Raw genomic sequence first — 15,034 nt, forward strand, 5'->3', positions numbered from 1 at the left:
CCCGCTTCAAGTTGAAGCAGGGCTTTTTTGTGGTCAATCCAAAACCGATGCCTTAGATGTTCATGGCCGACTCGCGGCGGCGCATTTTGCCGGCCGGGATGCCGAACATCATCTTGAAGCGACGGCAGAAGTAAGCCGTGTCTTTGTAGCCCACTTCCTTGCCGATGTCGCGGATGCTTTTCTTGGTGGTGCGCAGCAGGAACACGGCGCGCTCCATGCGCTGGTATTCGATGTAGTCCTGCGGGTTGATGTTGGTCAACATCTTGAAATACTGGCCCACGTAGTCCTCGCTCACGTTGGCCACGCCCGAGAGCACCTTGTTCGACAAGTCGCCGCCCAGGTTCTCCTTGATGTAGTTGAACAGGTCAATCAGGCGCGGGTCTTTGAAGTAGGTGCTGTTGGTGGCCAACTGCTCCACAAACATGTTGTTGCGCAGCACGTAGCGCACCACTTCCACCACGATGTTCTCGGTGTAGATGTTGATGAGGCGCTCGCGGCCCGGCAAGTCCTGAATGCTCTCCTCCACCACCTTAATCACGAGGTTGGCCAGCTTGGGCTGCCCCGAGATGAGGAAGGCCGGCACGTCGAGCGAGGCGAAGAAGTTCACCGAGTCGAACACCTTGGCCTCGAAGCTCACGAAGCTGTGGCTTTCGTCGGCTTCGCCGATGAGGTCGAGGTTGTCGTTGGAATGAAAGAACTTGTCCTTGTTGGTAATCAGGTCGTCGTTGGTAATGACGCGGCCTTTGGGGTCCTGGCCGTAGCTCACGCGGGTGGGCCGGCCGCCGGGGATGAACAGCATTTCGCCTTCTTCCACCACCATCTCTTCTTCACCGAAAGTGATGTGGCCTTTGTGCAGAAGGATGAGGTTATTGCCGACGTCGTAAGAATTGCGCACAGTGAAGGGCTGGTGCAACACCAGGTTCTTCGCCTTGATGTAGCGCACGCCCAACGATTCGATGACTTTATTGTAATCTTCCATAATTCAAGGTGCCAAAGCGGCGGATTTAGGGAGCGGCTGGGCCGGATATGCGGCTACCGCAGTGCAAGATAACACCTTGAAATTCACAAAAACTAAAAACCCAGCCAAAAAGTGGCTGGGTTTTGTGCAATGAATCTGAATTTTAGGCAATTCGCGGATTACTTGAGGATATCCCGCGAAATCACAATTTTCTGAATTTCAGAAGTACCCTCGTAAATCTGGGTAATCTTGGCGTCGCGCATGAGGCGCTCCACGTGGTACTCCTTCACGAAGCCGTAGCCACCGTGAATCTGCACGGCCTCCACGGCCGCATCCATGGCCACTTTGGAGGCGAAGAGCTTGGCCATGGCGCCCGAGCGGCCGTAGTCCTGGCCGGCGTCTTTGTCGGCGGCGGCTTGCAGGCAGAGCAGGCGGGCGGCGTCCACGTTGGTGGCCATGTCGGCCAGCTTGAACTGGATGGCTTGGTGCTGCGAAATCGGCACGCCGAAGGCCTTGCGCTCCTTGGCGTACTTTAGGCTAAGCTCCAAAGAACCAGAGGCAATGCCCAGCGCCTGGGCCGCAATGCCGATGCGGCCGCCGGCCAGCACCTGCATGGCAAACTTGAAGCCGAAGCCGTCGTCGCCGATGCGGTTTTCTTTGGGCACTTTCACGTCGGTGAACATCAGCGAGCAGGTGTCGGAGCCGCGGATGCCGAGCTTGTTCTCCTTGGGACCCTGGATGAAGCCAGGCATGTCCTTGTCGACGATGAGGACGTTGATGCCGCGCGACTTCAACTCGGGGTTGGTTTGGGCAATGACGAGGTAGACCGAGGCCGTGGTGCCGTTGGTAATCCAGTTTTTGGTGCCGTTCAGCAGGTAGTGGTCGCCCTTGTCTTCGGCGGTGGTGCGCTGGCTGGTGGCGTCGGAGCCGGCTTCGGGCTCGCTCAGGGCGAAGGCGCCGATGATTTCGCCCGAGCACAGGCGGGGCAGATACTTGCGCTTCTGCTCCTCCGTGCCGTATTTCTCTAATCCCCAGCACACCAGCGAGTTGTTTACGCTCATGATGACCGAGCACGAGGCGTCGACCTTCGAGATTTCTTCCATGGCCAGCACGTAGCTCACGGTGTCGAGGCCGGAGCCGCCGTACTCGGGGCTCACCATCATGCCCATGAAGCCCAGCTCGCCCATCTTCTTCACCTGCTCGGCGGGGAATTTCTGGTGCTCGTCGCGTTCGATGACGCCGGCCCACAGCTCGCTCTGGGCAAAGTCCCGGGCGGCGTCGCGCACGGCGAGCTGCTCTTCGGAGAGTTGGTAAATGTTAGAGGAAGTGGCGGTTTGCATGGGCGTGGTGGGAATGATTATTTGAGGACACAAAAGTACGTCCTAACGGGCGTTAGGCAAGGCGGGTCGTCCCGTCGGCCTGCCTTGCCTACGACAACTTACAGGAAGCAAAAGATTCTTGCGTCAGCTGCATTTTTCAGTATAAACCGCTACGGCCGCGGGGCGGCTTTCCGGTCCCACCTTTACGGCCTCATGACCGTTCACCTGCTCAGCCGCATTGCGTTGGCCCTGCTTTTTGTAGCGGCCGGCTGCTGGCATTTTGCGCACCCGGCTACTTATCTGGCCATTATGCCGCCGCAGCTGCCGCAGCCCCGGGCGCTGGTGTACGCCAGCGGTATTTTTGAGGTGCTGGGTGGGCTGGGGCTGCTGCTGAAGCCCACGCGAAAGCTGGCCGGCTGGGGTTTGCTGGCGTTGCTGGTGGCGGTGTTTCCGGCCAACGTGTACATGGCCCTCATTCACCATAAGCTGGGCATTCCCGGCTGGGTGGCCTGGGGCCGGCTGCCGTTGCAGCTGCCGCTGCTGTGGTGGGTATGGCGGGCCATGCGGTAAGCAAGTGCGCAGTAGCTTGCGCCCGTTTTCTACCAACCCGTCTTTTATGACAAGCAATGTTTTGCTGACCGGCGTGCTGCTGGGCAGCTCGGCCTGGGCCTGCGCCCAAACCACTCCCCAATCGGCCACTGCTTCGGGCATTACTGCCGACCAGCCCGCCCGCTACGCCGCCGCCCACGACTCGCTGATGCGCCGGGTGGAAGCCGTTCGCAGCGAAGCCGAAAGCCGCATGGGCTTTTTCAAGTCTTCGGAGGGCTCGCTGGGCAGTGCCCACCGCCGCGTGCAGGCCTACGCCAAGGCCAAGGGCGTGTCGTCGTTCTATTCCGGCGTGAGCACCCCGGCCGGGGCCGGCGTCGTCAAAACCCAAACCATCAAGCGCCGCTTCGGCGTGGAGCTGGATAAGGTGGTATTCTACGACGCTAAAGGCCGCAAAACCCTGATTGAGCGCCACGAAAACCACGTTCTCACGCGCCTGGAGCTGCTTGACTACGCGCAAGACCTCAACCTCCCCAATTCGCGGTGGCTGTTCGTGCGCGGCGACTACCTGATGCACATGGCTCAGCCCACGCTGGCTTTGTCCACCAAAAAAACCTTCTACTACTTCCGCGCCCTGCCGTCGGCCGACTAGCCGCCTACTCCCAGCGCACGTCCAGCAACCGCAGCTGGACACTGCGCTGGCCGCGGTACTCGTTCAGCTCCACCGTGTAGCAGGCGCTAAAGGGTTGGCCTTGCTCAATCTGCGGCAGGTAATCGGCTAGGCCGAAGCCGATGGCGTCGACGGCCGGGCCCTGCGCGTCGGCCGACGCCAGGCGCAGCTTGAGGTGGCCCTGGCCTACCACGCGGGCGCTGTGCGGCACGGCAATGAGGCGCTGCGAGGCAAAGACCGGGTTGGGGTTGCTGGGGCCAAAAGGTTCCATGCGGCGCAGCTCGGCGAAGAATTCTTCGTTGATGCGGCCAATGGGCAGTACGGCGGCCACTTCTACCGGCCGCACCAAGTGCTCGGTGGTGAGGGTGCCGGCCACCACTTCCTCGAAGCGGCGCTGGAAAGCGGGCACGTTCTCAACTTTCAGCGTGAGGCCAGCGGCAGCGCGGTGCCCGCCAAATTGGTCGAGCAGCGGCGCGCAGGCTTCCAGGGCCTCGTGCACGTCGAACCCCGCCACCGAGCGGGCCGAGCCGGTAGCCTTGCCATCGCGCTGCGTCAGGATGACGGTGGGGCGGTAGTATTGGTCGAGGCAGCGCGAGGCTACGATGCCGAGCACGCCTTGGTGCCAGTCGGCCTTGTAGAGCACGGTGGCGTGGGCATTTTGCAGCGTGGGGCTGCCCGCAATCATGTCCAGCGCCTCCTGGGTGGTGTGCTGGTCGGAGCCGCGGCGCTGCTGGTTCATCTGGTCCACCACTTCGGCGGTGTAGCGGGCTTCCTGCTGGTCGGGGGCCAGGAGCATGGCCACGGCGCGGCGGGCGTCGCCCATGCGGCCGGCGGCGTTGATGCGCGGCGCAAACCCGAATATCAAGCTGCTGATGCCCAACGGGCCCTCGCGCAGGGTGGCCAGCTCGCGCAGGGCCGCCAGGCCCGGGCGCAGCAAGTGGGCGTCTTCGTTGAAGCGGCGCAGCCCGTGGGCGGCCAGAATGCGGTTTTCGCCGGTGATGGGCACGATGTCGGCCGCAATGCTCACCGTCACGAGGTCGAGCAAATCGTGTAGCGGCTCCTGCGGCAGGCCGAGGTGCTCGCCCAACGCCTGCATCAGCTTGAAGCCCACGCCGCAGCCAGAAAGCTCCTTATAAGGGTATTCACAATCGGCGCGCTTGGGGTCCAGCACGGCCACGGCGGCGGGCAGCTCCTCGCCGGGCAGGTGGTGGTCGCAGATGATGAAATCGACGCCCCGACTCGTGGCGTAGGCCACCTGCTCCACGGCCTTGATGCCGCAATCGAGTGCCACAATGAGTGCAAAGCCGTTGTCAGCCGCAAAATCGACAGCTTTCTGCGAGATGCCGTAGCCCTCTGTGTAGCGGTCGGGGATGTAGTCGCGCAGGCGCTCGGCCCCAAACAAGGGCGTGAGGTAGCTCATCACCGTGGCCACGGAGGTAATGCCGTCCACGTCGTAGTCGCCCAGCACCAGCACCTTCTGGCCATCGTGCAAGGCGCGGGCGAGGCGGGCCACGGCGCGGTCCATGTCGCGCATCAGCAGCGGGTTGGGCAACTGGCGCAGGTCGGGGTGGAAAAAGGCCGCGGCCGCGGTGGGCGTGTCGATGCCGCGCTGCACCAGCAGGGCGGCTATCTCAGGGGCAATGAAGAGGGCCTGCGTCAGCCGGAGGGCGGCAGCGGGGTCGGTTTCGGGGATATAATTCCAGCGCTTACCAGCGGATATGGGCATCGGATACTTCGTCAAAATGGCTGCAAAAGTACGACCAAACCGGGCCCGCAGCGGCGCGGCGTACCTTTGCGCCGCGCCTCCCCCATTGCCGCAGACCATGAGCAAACTACCGGAATTTTACCGCAAATACCGCCAGTACATCCTGTCCGATGGCCTGATGTACGTCGTATTTATTCTGGCCCTGGCGCTGATGTTCGTGTTTTTCGGGTAAGAAATTTAGGGCAACAGGAAACTAGCCCGTCATGCTGAGCGAAGTCGAAGCATCTCTACCGTGGCAGTAATTATTCTCTCGCGGTAGAGATGCTTCGACTTCGCTCAGCATGACGTTCTTTTTACAGCCCCACCAAAACCTACACCCCGTCGCCGCGCAGCTTGCGGAAGCGCTTACGGGCCTCGGCCACGTAAATGCTGCCAGGGTATTTCACTATCAACTGGTTGTAGAGCTCCTGGGCTTTGCCTTTGTCTTTCAGGTCTTCCTCCTGAATGCGGGCCATGAGAAAGAGGGCGTCGTCGCTCAGCACGTCGTACTTCACGTTGTTGGTAATGCGCTCGAGCGTGGCAATGGCGCCGGGAAAGTCGCCGGTGCGGCGCTGCAGCTGGGCCTTCAGGTAGTACGTGTCATCGGACAACGAATGGCCGGGAAACTTCTCCAGCAGCGCATCCAGCCCCGCAATGGCCTCTTTTATCTTGTTCTGAAACACCAGCTGCTCCACGGCGGCGTAGGCCTTGAGGCCGAGGCCCAGCGTGTCCTCCACGGTGTTGTCCTGAATCAGCAGCGAAAGCTGCATGGCGTCGTTGGCAATCTCGCGGGTGGTGGCTTCTTTCAGAATGTCGAGATGACTCTGGGCCAGCTTGAAATCGCCGGCGTAGTAGCTCAGGCGGGCGTTGCGCAGCTTGGCCTCGTAGCCCAGCGGCGAGTCCTTATGCGTTTTCTCCACCTGCGAGTACAGCAGCGTGGCTTCCCAGGGCTCGCCTTTCAGCAGGTATAGGTCGGCCTGGGTGATTTTGGCCTCGTCCACCACTTCGTCGCTGGCGCGGGGCATGTCGATGACTTCCTGCAACAAGGCCATGGCCTTGGGCCGGTCGCTGAGCTGAAAGGCGTACAGGTTGGCCAGGTTGCGCAGCACGGGGGCCGTGTCAGGCGTGCGGCCCAGCTCGGTCAGCAGTTGCTCGTATTCCGTGACCAAGGCGCGCACTTTGGCCAGGTCGACGGGGTAAGTGGTGCTCACCTGGGCTTCGCGGGCCTGCAACAGGCGCTGACGAGCAAAATTGCCATACGGGCCGTTGCGGTATTCTTTGGCCACGTAGGCGAAGCCGTCGATGGCGCTTTCATAGTCCTTGTTCTGCTGCGCGATGGCGGCCAGTTCAATCACGCGGCGGCCTTCGCCTTTGCTGCGCCGGTCGAGGGCGCGGGCCTGCACTAGCGCCCCGCCGAAGTCCTTGCGCTGCACCTGTAGCCACAGCAACAGCTCGCTGTAAGCCGACTGGTCGGGGTGTTTCTGCGTAGCGGTCAGCAAGAGCTTTTCGAGGGCATCAAAATCCTTGTCTTCGCGCAGGGCGTTTTGCAGCATGTTGCGCACGAAGGGCAGCTGCTTCTCGTCCTGCGCTACCAAGTGCAGGGTTTCGGCCAGCACCTGGGGCTGGTTCTGGGTCTGGGTGTATAGTTGGATGAGCTGTGGCGCGTACTCGGTGTCGTTTTTGGCCAGGGCGCGGCCGCGCAGGTAGGTGCGCTCGGTCCACTCGGGCAGCTCGCGGCGGCTAAATTCGGTAGCCACCGGCACCACCTGTGCGGTGCTGAGCTGAGCCAGTACTTTCTGCCATTGCTTGTCGGCCGCGGCTTTGTCGCCGGCCGCAACGTACACGCCCCCCAACGCCACGCCGTAGGTGGCGTCTTCCGGGTGTAGCTTCACGGCTTTTTTGGCCACTTTTTCGGCATCCTTGTAGCGCTTTAGGGCCTGTAGCGAATTCAGATACACCGGAAATACAGCCGGGCTGGCCTGCTCTTCGGCCGACAGCTTTTCGAACAGAAACACCACTTTCTCGTGCTCGCCGCGGCGGGCATAGTCCTGGGCCAGCGCGGTGCTGCTCAGGGGGGCCCAGGTTTTGGTGGGCTGGGCCAGTCCAGGCAACGCCAGCAGCAGCGAGGCGGCCATAACGAGGGAATGCGGACGCATAAAAGAAGGAACAAGGTAAGGGCAGCCAACAAATAGGCACTGAACGCAAACGCCGGGCTCGGGCGCGTTCGTTCACTACCAACTGCGGGGGCAGCCGCCGGTTTGCTGCGCGGCGGCCAATGACGCTTACAAACGAAAAAGGGCCGCACCCGAAGGTACGGCCCTTTTCAACCTAGAAGCCGGGCGCCTTAGAAAAACTTGGCGCGGTTGTCTTTCACGTTGGCGTGGGCCTTGATGGCCTCGTAAATCTTGCCGTCCTGCTGCTGGGCGCGCTGCTGGGCCAGCTGCTGCTGCACGGCTTTCAGGTCGGCCGGAACCGGAGCGGTGGTCACGGTCTGGGGCTCCACCACCAGCACGCCCTGCTCACCCTGAATGGGGGCCGACTTCTGGCCGGTTTTCAGCGCGAAGGCTTTGCCCACGGCCAGGGGCTCGAAGCCCACGTTGGTGAGACTGCCCTGGCCGAGCACCACGTTGTCGGCGGTGCCTACCTGAGCGGTGGGGCCGTATTTGGCGGCCATTTCTTCCAGCGTGCCGGCGGTGGGCAGCTTGGCCATGATTTGCTTGGCCTTCTCTTCGTTGCGCACCAGGGCGGTGAGCTCGGGACGCAGGCTTTCCACGGTGGCGGTGCCTTTGGCGCGCTCGTCGGTGAGAACAGCAATGACGTACTGGTCGCCCATTTCGTACACTTCCGACACGTCGCCTACTTTGGTGGTCGAGCCGTTAGGGTTGAAGCCGAAGGCCCAGCGCACCATCTCACGGGCGTTCTGCAGGTTGTTCACGGTGCGGGCCGAAGCGTCGAGGTTCTTGGCTTCCTGCTTCACCAGGGTCTTGTCCTTGGTGGTGAGGGCGCGGAAGCTAGCCAGGTCCGTGGCCTGGCCTTTCAGGGCCTGGGCGCGGGTGTAGGCAGCGTCGCGGGTGGCGTCGCTCGGAGCAATGGTCTTCTTCACTTCAGCCACCTGGTAGGTCTGCTTGGTGGGAACGGCCGTGATTTTGATGACGTGGTAGCCAAACGACGTTTCCACCACGTTGGGCAGCAGGCCGGTGCTGGTGGCGCCGAAAATGGCTTTCTCGAACTCGGGCACCATGCGGCCCTGGCCGAACCAGCCGAGGTCGCCGCCCTGGTCCTTGGTGCCGTCGGTGCCGAACTGACGCGCCATAGCGGCAAAATCAGCACCGCCTTTGATTTTGTTGAGGATGTCCTGGGCCTTGGCCTTCGCGGCGGCTTTGGCTTCGGGCGTGGTGCCTTCGGGCTTGATGAGGATGTGGCTGGCGCGGGCAGCGGCGTCTTTGCCGGTGCTCATGCCCGTCACTTTGTACAGCGAGTAGGTGCCGGCTTCGGCGTAGGGGCCGTATACTTTGCCGGTGGAGAGGGGCAGCTGCTTGCGCAGCTCTTCGGGCAGGTCGGCGGGGCTGCGGAAGGCCTTGTTGTAGGGCTGCTCCGAGTTCTGCATCACAAACAGTGAGTCGACCGGAGCCGAGGCAAATTGCGTGGTCAGCTCGGCAATCTGGCTTTTCACGGCCGTGCTGTCTTCTTTCGAAGCCACCACCGGCACGGTGATGTACTCCACCGAGCGGCCTTCTTCTACTTTGTACTTGCTCTTGTTCTTGTCGAGGTAGGCCTGCAGCTGCTCGTCGGTCACCTTCACGGCCGAGTCCGAGATGGTGGCGTAGGGCACGAACAGGTACTTCACCACGGCTTTGGTGTTCTGGTTCATTTCGAAGCGCTTGGCTTCGGCCGAGGTCACGTACACCGAGTTTTTCAGCAGAGCGTTGTACTTGTTGGCCAGGCGCTCAGCGGGCAGGTTGGCTTCGAAGTTGCGCCAGGCGGCCTGGTTTTCGGGGGGCAGCTTGTCGAGGTTCTGCAGGTACTGGATGAGGCGGGCTTTGTCGAACTGACCCGTTTTCTGGTCGGTGAAGGCCTGCTTGATGCCGGGGTTCACGTTGTCGCCCTGCACCATGTCCCACAGCTCGTCGTCGCTCACGGTCAGGCCCAGCTTTTCCCACTCCGGCTGGAACGCCAGGCGGTAGATGGTCTGGTTCCAGGCCTGGTCGCGCAGGTAGCCGAGGGCCTGCTCGTCGGGCTGGCGCTGCTGCTGGGCCGCGAAGGCCTGCTTGGCCTGCTCCAGGGCGGCGTTGTATTCTTCAAGCTCCACCTTCTGGCCGGCCACTTCGCCTACCACGGTGTCGTTGCGGTTAAACAGGCGGTTTTTGCCGCCCACCAGGTCGCCGCCCACAATGAAGAGCAGCATGCCGATGGCCACAAGGCCCACCGCTACGCCTGATTTTTCCCGAATCGTGTTAATTAAAGCCATTTACTTGTCAAAAAATTCAGCGTCTGTATTGGTCAAAAGAGGCGCAAAATAACCAGAATTTGGCCGGGAATCAAAGTTTTGCCGGATTTAAAGTCCTAAACTAGCCCGCTAAAACCCACCTCGTTAGCCGTTATTGGCCAGGGCATGCGCTTCGCGGCGAACCCGGCGGCGCCGTCTTAGCGGCGCTTTTTGGTCGATTTGGCCGGCGTTTTGGCGCGGTTTTGCCGGGCCAGCTTGGCTTCCTGCTCGGCTATTTTGGCGGCCACCCGCTCCTGCTGCCGCCAGTACAGCAGCGGCATCCAGCACACCGTCGAAACCATGAAAATCCAGTAGTTGCGGCCCAGGTCGTTGTAGTAAATGGTCTGGTAGATGCCGATGACCAGCGCCACCACGCCCACGGCAAACAGGATGGTGCGCAACAGGGATTTGTCGAATTTCATAAGTAGCAACGCCGGCCGGGCGCGTTAGAGGCCCGCGCCCACCTTGTCGATGATGCCCGTGGGGTTGTAGATGCGGTAGGGGTTCAGGTCCTGCCGGGCCCACAAGCCGTGGCCGGACAGGATTTCCGTGGGCGTTTCTACCCGCACGGCCATGGCCGAGTCGGTGTAGATAATCTGCTTGTTCTTGTCGAAAAACAGCTCTTCGGTGTCCATGCGCTGGGCTTTGGGCACGTTCACCACCTGCACGTTGCCGCGCATGGTGTAGAGGTTTTTGGCCTTGTCGTACTTGCCGTACTTCGCCGTCAGGGTGTTCATGACGGTCTTCTTCCCGTCGGGCGAGTAGAAGGTCACCTTCACGCCCTTGGGCCACACAAAGTCGCTGTTTTCAAACTGCTGCTGCAGCGGCGCCGTGAGTTGAAACTTCAGCTTGGCCGAGTCGCTGATGAGCTCCACCACGTTGGTGGTTTCCATCAGCGGGCCGGTGTACACCAGCGTGGGGCCGGTCACCTTCTGCTTGTCGCAGCCGGCCAGCACCAGTGCTACCAGCACCACTGCGCTCCCCCACCCTTGCTGCTTGCTCGTGCGCACGTCGGTTGGCTGTGGTTAAAACAACAATTACTGCAGGCGGCGCTTGATGAACCAGCGGTTGTTCAGCGTGATGCCCAGCTGCCCGCGGATGTAGTTCTCCTGCACATTGCTGGTGCCCAACGACGCGTTCAGCACGTCGGTGTTGCCGCGCACGCCGTAGGTGAAGCCCAGGCTGATGGTGGTCGACTCCAGGGCCGAGGCCGTGGGCAGCGGGAAGCCGAATCCCCAGCTCACCGACCGGTCGTAGAGGGTTTTGCCGCTCACCTGGTATGGCATCTGGCCCAGGCTGATGCCGGCGCGGTACGACACGCGCTGGAAGTAATGCTCCACCGAGCCCGGGTCCGGGGTGATTTCACCGCCCAGGCCCACGCGCAGCGTGTTGCTCAGGGCCGGGCCCGTGCCATTGAAGTTGCTGAACTTCGACCACTGCTGCTGCGCGGCGTCGAGGTTGAGGCTCCAGTTTTTCTCATTATCAAAGCTCACGCCCACTTGTGCCAGCGCCGGCACAAAAGCGCTGCCGCGCCCGTCGCTGATGGTAGTGGGCACGCCGGTGAGGGTACCGTCGGCGTTTTCGCGCTCCTGGGTGTTGGTTTGCTGGCCCTTGAGGTTGTGCGCGAAGCTGTACACGCCGGCCACGTTCACACTCAGGTCCTTGGCAATGCTCTTGCGGTAGTGCCCGCCGGCCCGGAAGGCAAAGTCGGAGTACCGCGTGTGCTGCCGCTCCACCACTTTCACCGAGCTCACGCTGTTGTCGGCCGTCGACACGGTGGTGGCGGTGGTTTCGTCAATCACCCCAAACACGTACGACGCCGTGAAGCCCAGCGTCAGGCCCTTGGCCACGCGAAATCCCTGGCCCAGGTAGGCCTCCGAAATACCGCCTTCGCCCCGGTACTGCTTCAGCGACTGCGCGGGCTGGCCGGTGGGAGTGTTCACCACCGCCTGCAGGATGTTGGATTCGTAGTCGACGGCGCTCAGGGGCTTGAGGCCCACGGCGGCGGCCCAGCGCGAACTGAGCGGCACCGCCATGGACAGATAGCCCAGCGTGCCGCTGCCGCTGCGGTTGGAAGCCGTGGCGTTCTTCACCGTTTTGTACTGGCCATTGAAACCGGCCTCGAACGTGGTGCGGCTGGTGTAGTAGAGCAACGCGGGGTTCAGCTCGTTCACGTTCACTGCGTTGGGAGCCGCCAGGCCCACGCCGCCCATGCCCATCTGGCGCACGCCGCCGGTATTGGCGTTGAACTCGCCCAGGCCAATGCGCGAGTACGGCGAGTTGCCGAGGCCCTGCGCCTGCGCGCCGCCTGCCAACACCACCATCGACCCCACCAGCACCAGGCCCAACCCCGTGCGCCCCATCTCTTTATTTGACAACATGATAAGCTAAAATCCGATTTAGGCCGAGCAGCACCAGCTCAGGCACCACAAAGATACGAGCCGGGAGACGGGCCGACAGAAAAGCGGCATCGCCCCGGTAAGCAGCACGCCGAGGCGTGGGTAGCGCTGCTGGTAGTGCGCCAGCAGGCCCATGATTTCGGCCACGGTCCCGTTCACTACGCCGCTTAGCAGGCTCCCGGTAGTGGAGTCGCCCACCAGCGGAATCGTTGCATCGGGCGGGGGCAGTTCCAGCAGCGGCAGCCTTCCGGTGAAGTGGTGCAGCGCCCGCAGCCGCATGCTCAGCCCCGGCGCAATGCTGCCGCCGTGGTAGGTGCCGTCGGCCGTCACGAGGTCCAGTTTCAGGGCCGTGCCGGCGTCGATGATGAGCGTGTCCTGGCCGGGCCGTAGGCTGGCCGCTCCCACGGCGCCGGCCAGTCGGTCGGCGCCCAGCGTGTGCAGCGTGGCGTAGACACTGCGCAGGGGCACGGGCGTCGTGCCCGGGCTAAATGCCAGGATTTCGCCCGGCACCAAATCCTGCAGTTCTTCCACCGCCAGCACGGCCGCCTCGGCCACCGAGGCCACGATGAGGCGCTGCGGTGCCCAGCGCTTCACCAGCGCCCGCACTTCGGCTGCCGTGAGGCCGGCCGCCATTTCGCGAAGCGCCGGGCCATCGAAACAGCCGGCTTTCACCGCCGTGTTGCCAATGTCGAGGGCGAGGGTATGCATGTTTTTTACAGCTGGTTAAAAAAGGACGTCATGCTGAGCGCAGCCGAAACACTTCTACTGCGCAAGTAATAGTTACTCTCACGGTAGAAATGCTTCGGCTGCGCTCAGCATGACGTCCTTTTTTTCATTCGCGCCAATCAGCCCTTAGAGGAAGTACTTCATACGAATGACTTCCTGCTCGCTCAGGAAGCGCCACTTGCCGCGGGGCAGGTCCTTCTTAGTCAGGCCGGCGTACTGCACGCGGTCCAGCGCCACCACTTCGTAGCCGAGGTGCTCGAAAATGCGGCGCACGATGCGGTTGCGACCAATGTGAATTTCGATGCCCACGAAGTGCGCGTTGCCGGCTACTACGGCTACGTCGTCCACCACGGCCTTGCCGTCCTCCAGTTCCAGGCCGGCGGCAATTTTGCCCAGGTCTTCTTCCGTCAGCGGGCGGCTAAGCTCGACTTGGTAGATTTTCTTGTTCTTGTGCGAGGGGTGCGAGAGCTTCTGCGCCACTTCGCCATCGTTGGTGAAGAGCAGCAGGCCGGTGGTGTTCCGGTCGAGGCGGCCCACCGGGAAGATGCGCTCCTTCGAGGCGCCAGCCACCAAGTCCATCACCGTGCGGCGGCCTTCGGGGTCTTCGGTGGTGGTGATGAAGTCTTTGGGCTTGTTCAGCAGCACGTACACCGACTTCTCGCGGTTCAAGTTGGTTTTGCCGTACTGCACCGTGTCGGTGGGCTGCACCTTGTAGCCCATTTCCGTCACCACTTCACCATTCACCCGGATTTCGCCGGCGGCAATCAGCGCGTCGGCCTCGCGGCGCGAGCAGATGCCTGCGTTGGCGATGTAGCGGTTCAGGCGCGTCTCGTCGGTGCCGAAGTCATCGGCTTCCTCGCGCCGACGCTTGTTGCCGCGGTTCTTGTCCTGCTCGTAGTGCTTCAGGTTTTTGTAGTCGGGCGCCTCGCCGGGCTTTTCGCCGTAGCGGGGCTTGTCGGCGCGGTTGTCCAGTCCCGCGGGGCGAGCCGGGCGGGGCTTGTCGGTGCCCGAGCCATAAGCCGTGCCCGAACGGCGGACGCTGCGCTCTTGCGCTTTCAACGCTTCGCGGCGCTCGGCAAAGCTGCCGGGGGCCGGAGCCCAGCGCTCCTGGCTACGCTTCTCGTATGCCGCAGGCCGTTCGCCGGTGCTGCGACCGGCCGGGGCGCCGTCGCGCCGGCCAAAAGCGCCGGGCGTGAACTTGCGGCCAAAAGCAGCTTGGTCGGCGCGGTAGTCGGCGTCGCCTTGCTGGTCGCGGTCGGTACCAAATTCGCGGCGCTCGCCCCGCTCTTCGCGCGGCTGCGGCGGGTTGGCCTCGAAGGGCCGGGCGGCACGGATGGGACGGTTCGGACCCCGCTCCTCACCGCGCTGGAAATCTTCGGGCTCGTGCGGGGTGCTGCGGCCAAAGCTGCCACCGGGACGCGAATAGGTATTTTCGTCCTGGGGCGCGTTGGGGTTCTGCTTTTGGAACTTGCGGTTGCGCTCGCCGGGCAGGCCACGCGGCACAGCCTTCTCGCCTTCGCGGCGGTAGGGCTGGCCTTGCCAGTTTTCTTTGGGCTGATACTCGCGCACAGGCCGGCTGTCGGCCGATGCCGGACCGCGGCGCTCGTCGCGGTTGGCGCCGAAGCTGCCGCGCTCGGGCCGCGGCTCGGCGGTGCGGCCGTAACTGGTGCCGCTGCGCTGCTCTTTGCCTACGCGCGGGCGGTCACGGTCGGCACCAGGGCGGAAGCCGCCTTGCTCGCGCTGGCCAAATTCGCGGGGCGCAAATTTATTGCCGCCAAAGCCCTTGTTGAAGCCGCCGCTGCCGCCTTCGCGGTTGCCGGCGCCGTAAGCGCGCTTCTCGCCATCGCCGAAGCTGCGGCCCCCGAAGGCACCACCGGCCGGACGACCAAAGGCGCCGTTCGTGGGCGGACGACCATTGCCGGGCCGGGCGCTGGAATAGCCGCCCCGCTCGCCGCGGCCAGCCGAGCCGCCCTGGCCCGACCGCTCGTTGTTGCCAAAGCCGCCGGGGCCGCCCGTGTTGCGGCCGCCGCGACGGTCCGCATTGTTATCTGAAAAGTGCTTCTTGCCCATGGGGAGAAAAGTTGCGTGCCGTATCGCTACGGTACAGGTTAAAAAGAGCGGCCGGTACTGCGCCGGCAGTAGTCAGAGCGGTTGCACAAGGCCAACGCAAAAAATATTCTGACTAC

General features: G+C 62.8%; 12 protein-coding genes. 2 read left to right on the forward strand and 10 right to left on the reverse strand.

What is annotated here, in order from left to right:
- Window positions 1-52 precede the first annotated feature (52 nt).
- Window positions 53-979 (reverse strand): AraC family transcriptional regulator, encoded by a 927-nt coding sequence (locus MUN81_RS00925; RefSeq protein WP_190926340.1) that lies wholly within the window; start codon window positions 977-979, stop codon window positions 53-55.
- A gap of 158 nt (window positions 980-1,137) precedes the next feature.
- Window positions 1,138-2,298, reverse strand: coding sequence for an acyl-CoA dehydrogenase (locus MUN81_RS00930; protein WP_245114531.1), 1,161 nt, complete (start codon window positions 2,296-2,298; stop codon window positions 1,138-1,140).
- Between the two features lie 192 nt (window positions 2,299-2,490).
- Between MUN81_RS00930 and MUN81_RS00935 the strand changes: the two genes are divergently transcribed.
- Both MUN81_RS00935 and MUN81_RS00940 read left to right on the forward strand, forming a co-directional pair.
- Window positions 2,491-2,847 (forward strand): DoxX family membrane protein, encoded by a 357-nt coding sequence (locus tag MUN81_RS00935; protein ID WP_245114532.1) that lies wholly within the window; start codon window positions 2,491-2,493, stop codon window positions 2,845-2,847.
- Between the two features lie 46 nt (window positions 2,848-2,893).
- Complete coding sequence (locus MUN81_RS00940) at window positions 2,894-3,475, forward strand: hypothetical protein (RefSeq protein ID WP_245114533.1); 582 nt, start codon at window positions 2,894-2,896, stop codon at window positions 3,473-3,475.
- A 4-nt stretch (window positions 3,476-3,479) separates the two neighbouring features.
- Here the strand turns inward: MUN81_RS00940 and recJ are convergent, their stop codons facing one another.
- From recJ to MUN81_RS00980, 8 genes are all read right to left on the reverse strand, one after another.
- Window positions 3,480-5,219 carry a single-stranded-DNA-specific exonuclease RecJ gene (recJ, locus tag MUN81_RS00945; protein ID WP_245114534.1) on the reverse strand — a complete coding sequence of 580 codons (1,740 nt, stop codon included), beginning with the start codon at window positions 5,217-5,219 and terminating at the stop codon, window positions 3,480-3,482.
- A 350-nt stretch (window positions 5,220-5,569) separates the two neighbouring features.
- Window positions 5,570-7,393, reverse strand: a complete 1,824-nt coding sequence (locus MUN81_RS00950) for a tetratricopeptide repeat protein (protein WP_245114535.1) — start codon at window positions 7,391-7,393, stop codon at window positions 5,570-5,572.
- 188 nt (window positions 7,394-7,581) lie between these two features.
- Entirely contained in the window at window positions 7,582-9,705 is a 2,124-nt protein-coding gene (locus MUN81_RS00955) for a SurA N-terminal domain-containing protein (RefSeq protein WP_245114536.1), read from the reverse strand.
- 176 nt (window positions 9,706-9,881) lie between these two features.
- A complete protein-coding gene (locus tag MUN81_RS00960; RefSeq protein WP_245114537.1) occupies window positions 9,882-10,145 on the reverse strand; it encodes a hypothetical protein in 264 nt (87 codons plus the stop codon).
- 24 nt (window positions 10,146-10,169) lie between these two features.
- Window positions 10,170-10,733, reverse strand: a complete 564-nt coding sequence (lptC, locus tag MUN81_RS00965; protein ID WP_245114538.1) for an LPS export ABC transporter periplasmic protein LptC — start codon at window positions 10,731-10,733, stop codon at window positions 10,170-10,172.
- 27 nt (window positions 10,734-10,760) lie between these two features.
- Complete coding sequence (locus MUN81_RS00970) at window positions 10,761-12,104, reverse strand: hypothetical protein (RefSeq protein WP_245114539.1); 1,344 nt, start codon at window positions 12,102-12,104, stop codon at window positions 10,761-10,763.
- Window positions 12,105-12,122: 18 nt separating this feature from the next.
- On the reverse strand, window positions 12,123-12,830 hold the full coding sequence (locus tag MUN81_RS00975) for a type III pantothenate kinase (protein ID WP_245114540.1): 708 nt from the start codon (window positions 12,828-12,830) through the stop codon (window positions 12,123-12,125).
- 144 nt (window positions 12,831-12,974) lie between these two features.
- Window positions 12,975-14,918, reverse strand: a complete 1,944-nt coding sequence (locus MUN81_RS00980; protein ID WP_245114541.1) for a pseudouridine synthase — start codon at window positions 14,916-14,918, stop codon at window positions 12,975-12,977.
- Window positions 14,919-15,034: the final 116 nt, after the last annotated feature.

The organism is Hymenobacter sp. 5317J-9 (genome assembly GCF_022921075.1).
Taxonomy (GTDB): domain Bacteria; phylum Bacteroidota; class Bacteroidia; order Cytophagales; family Hymenobacteraceae; genus Hymenobacter.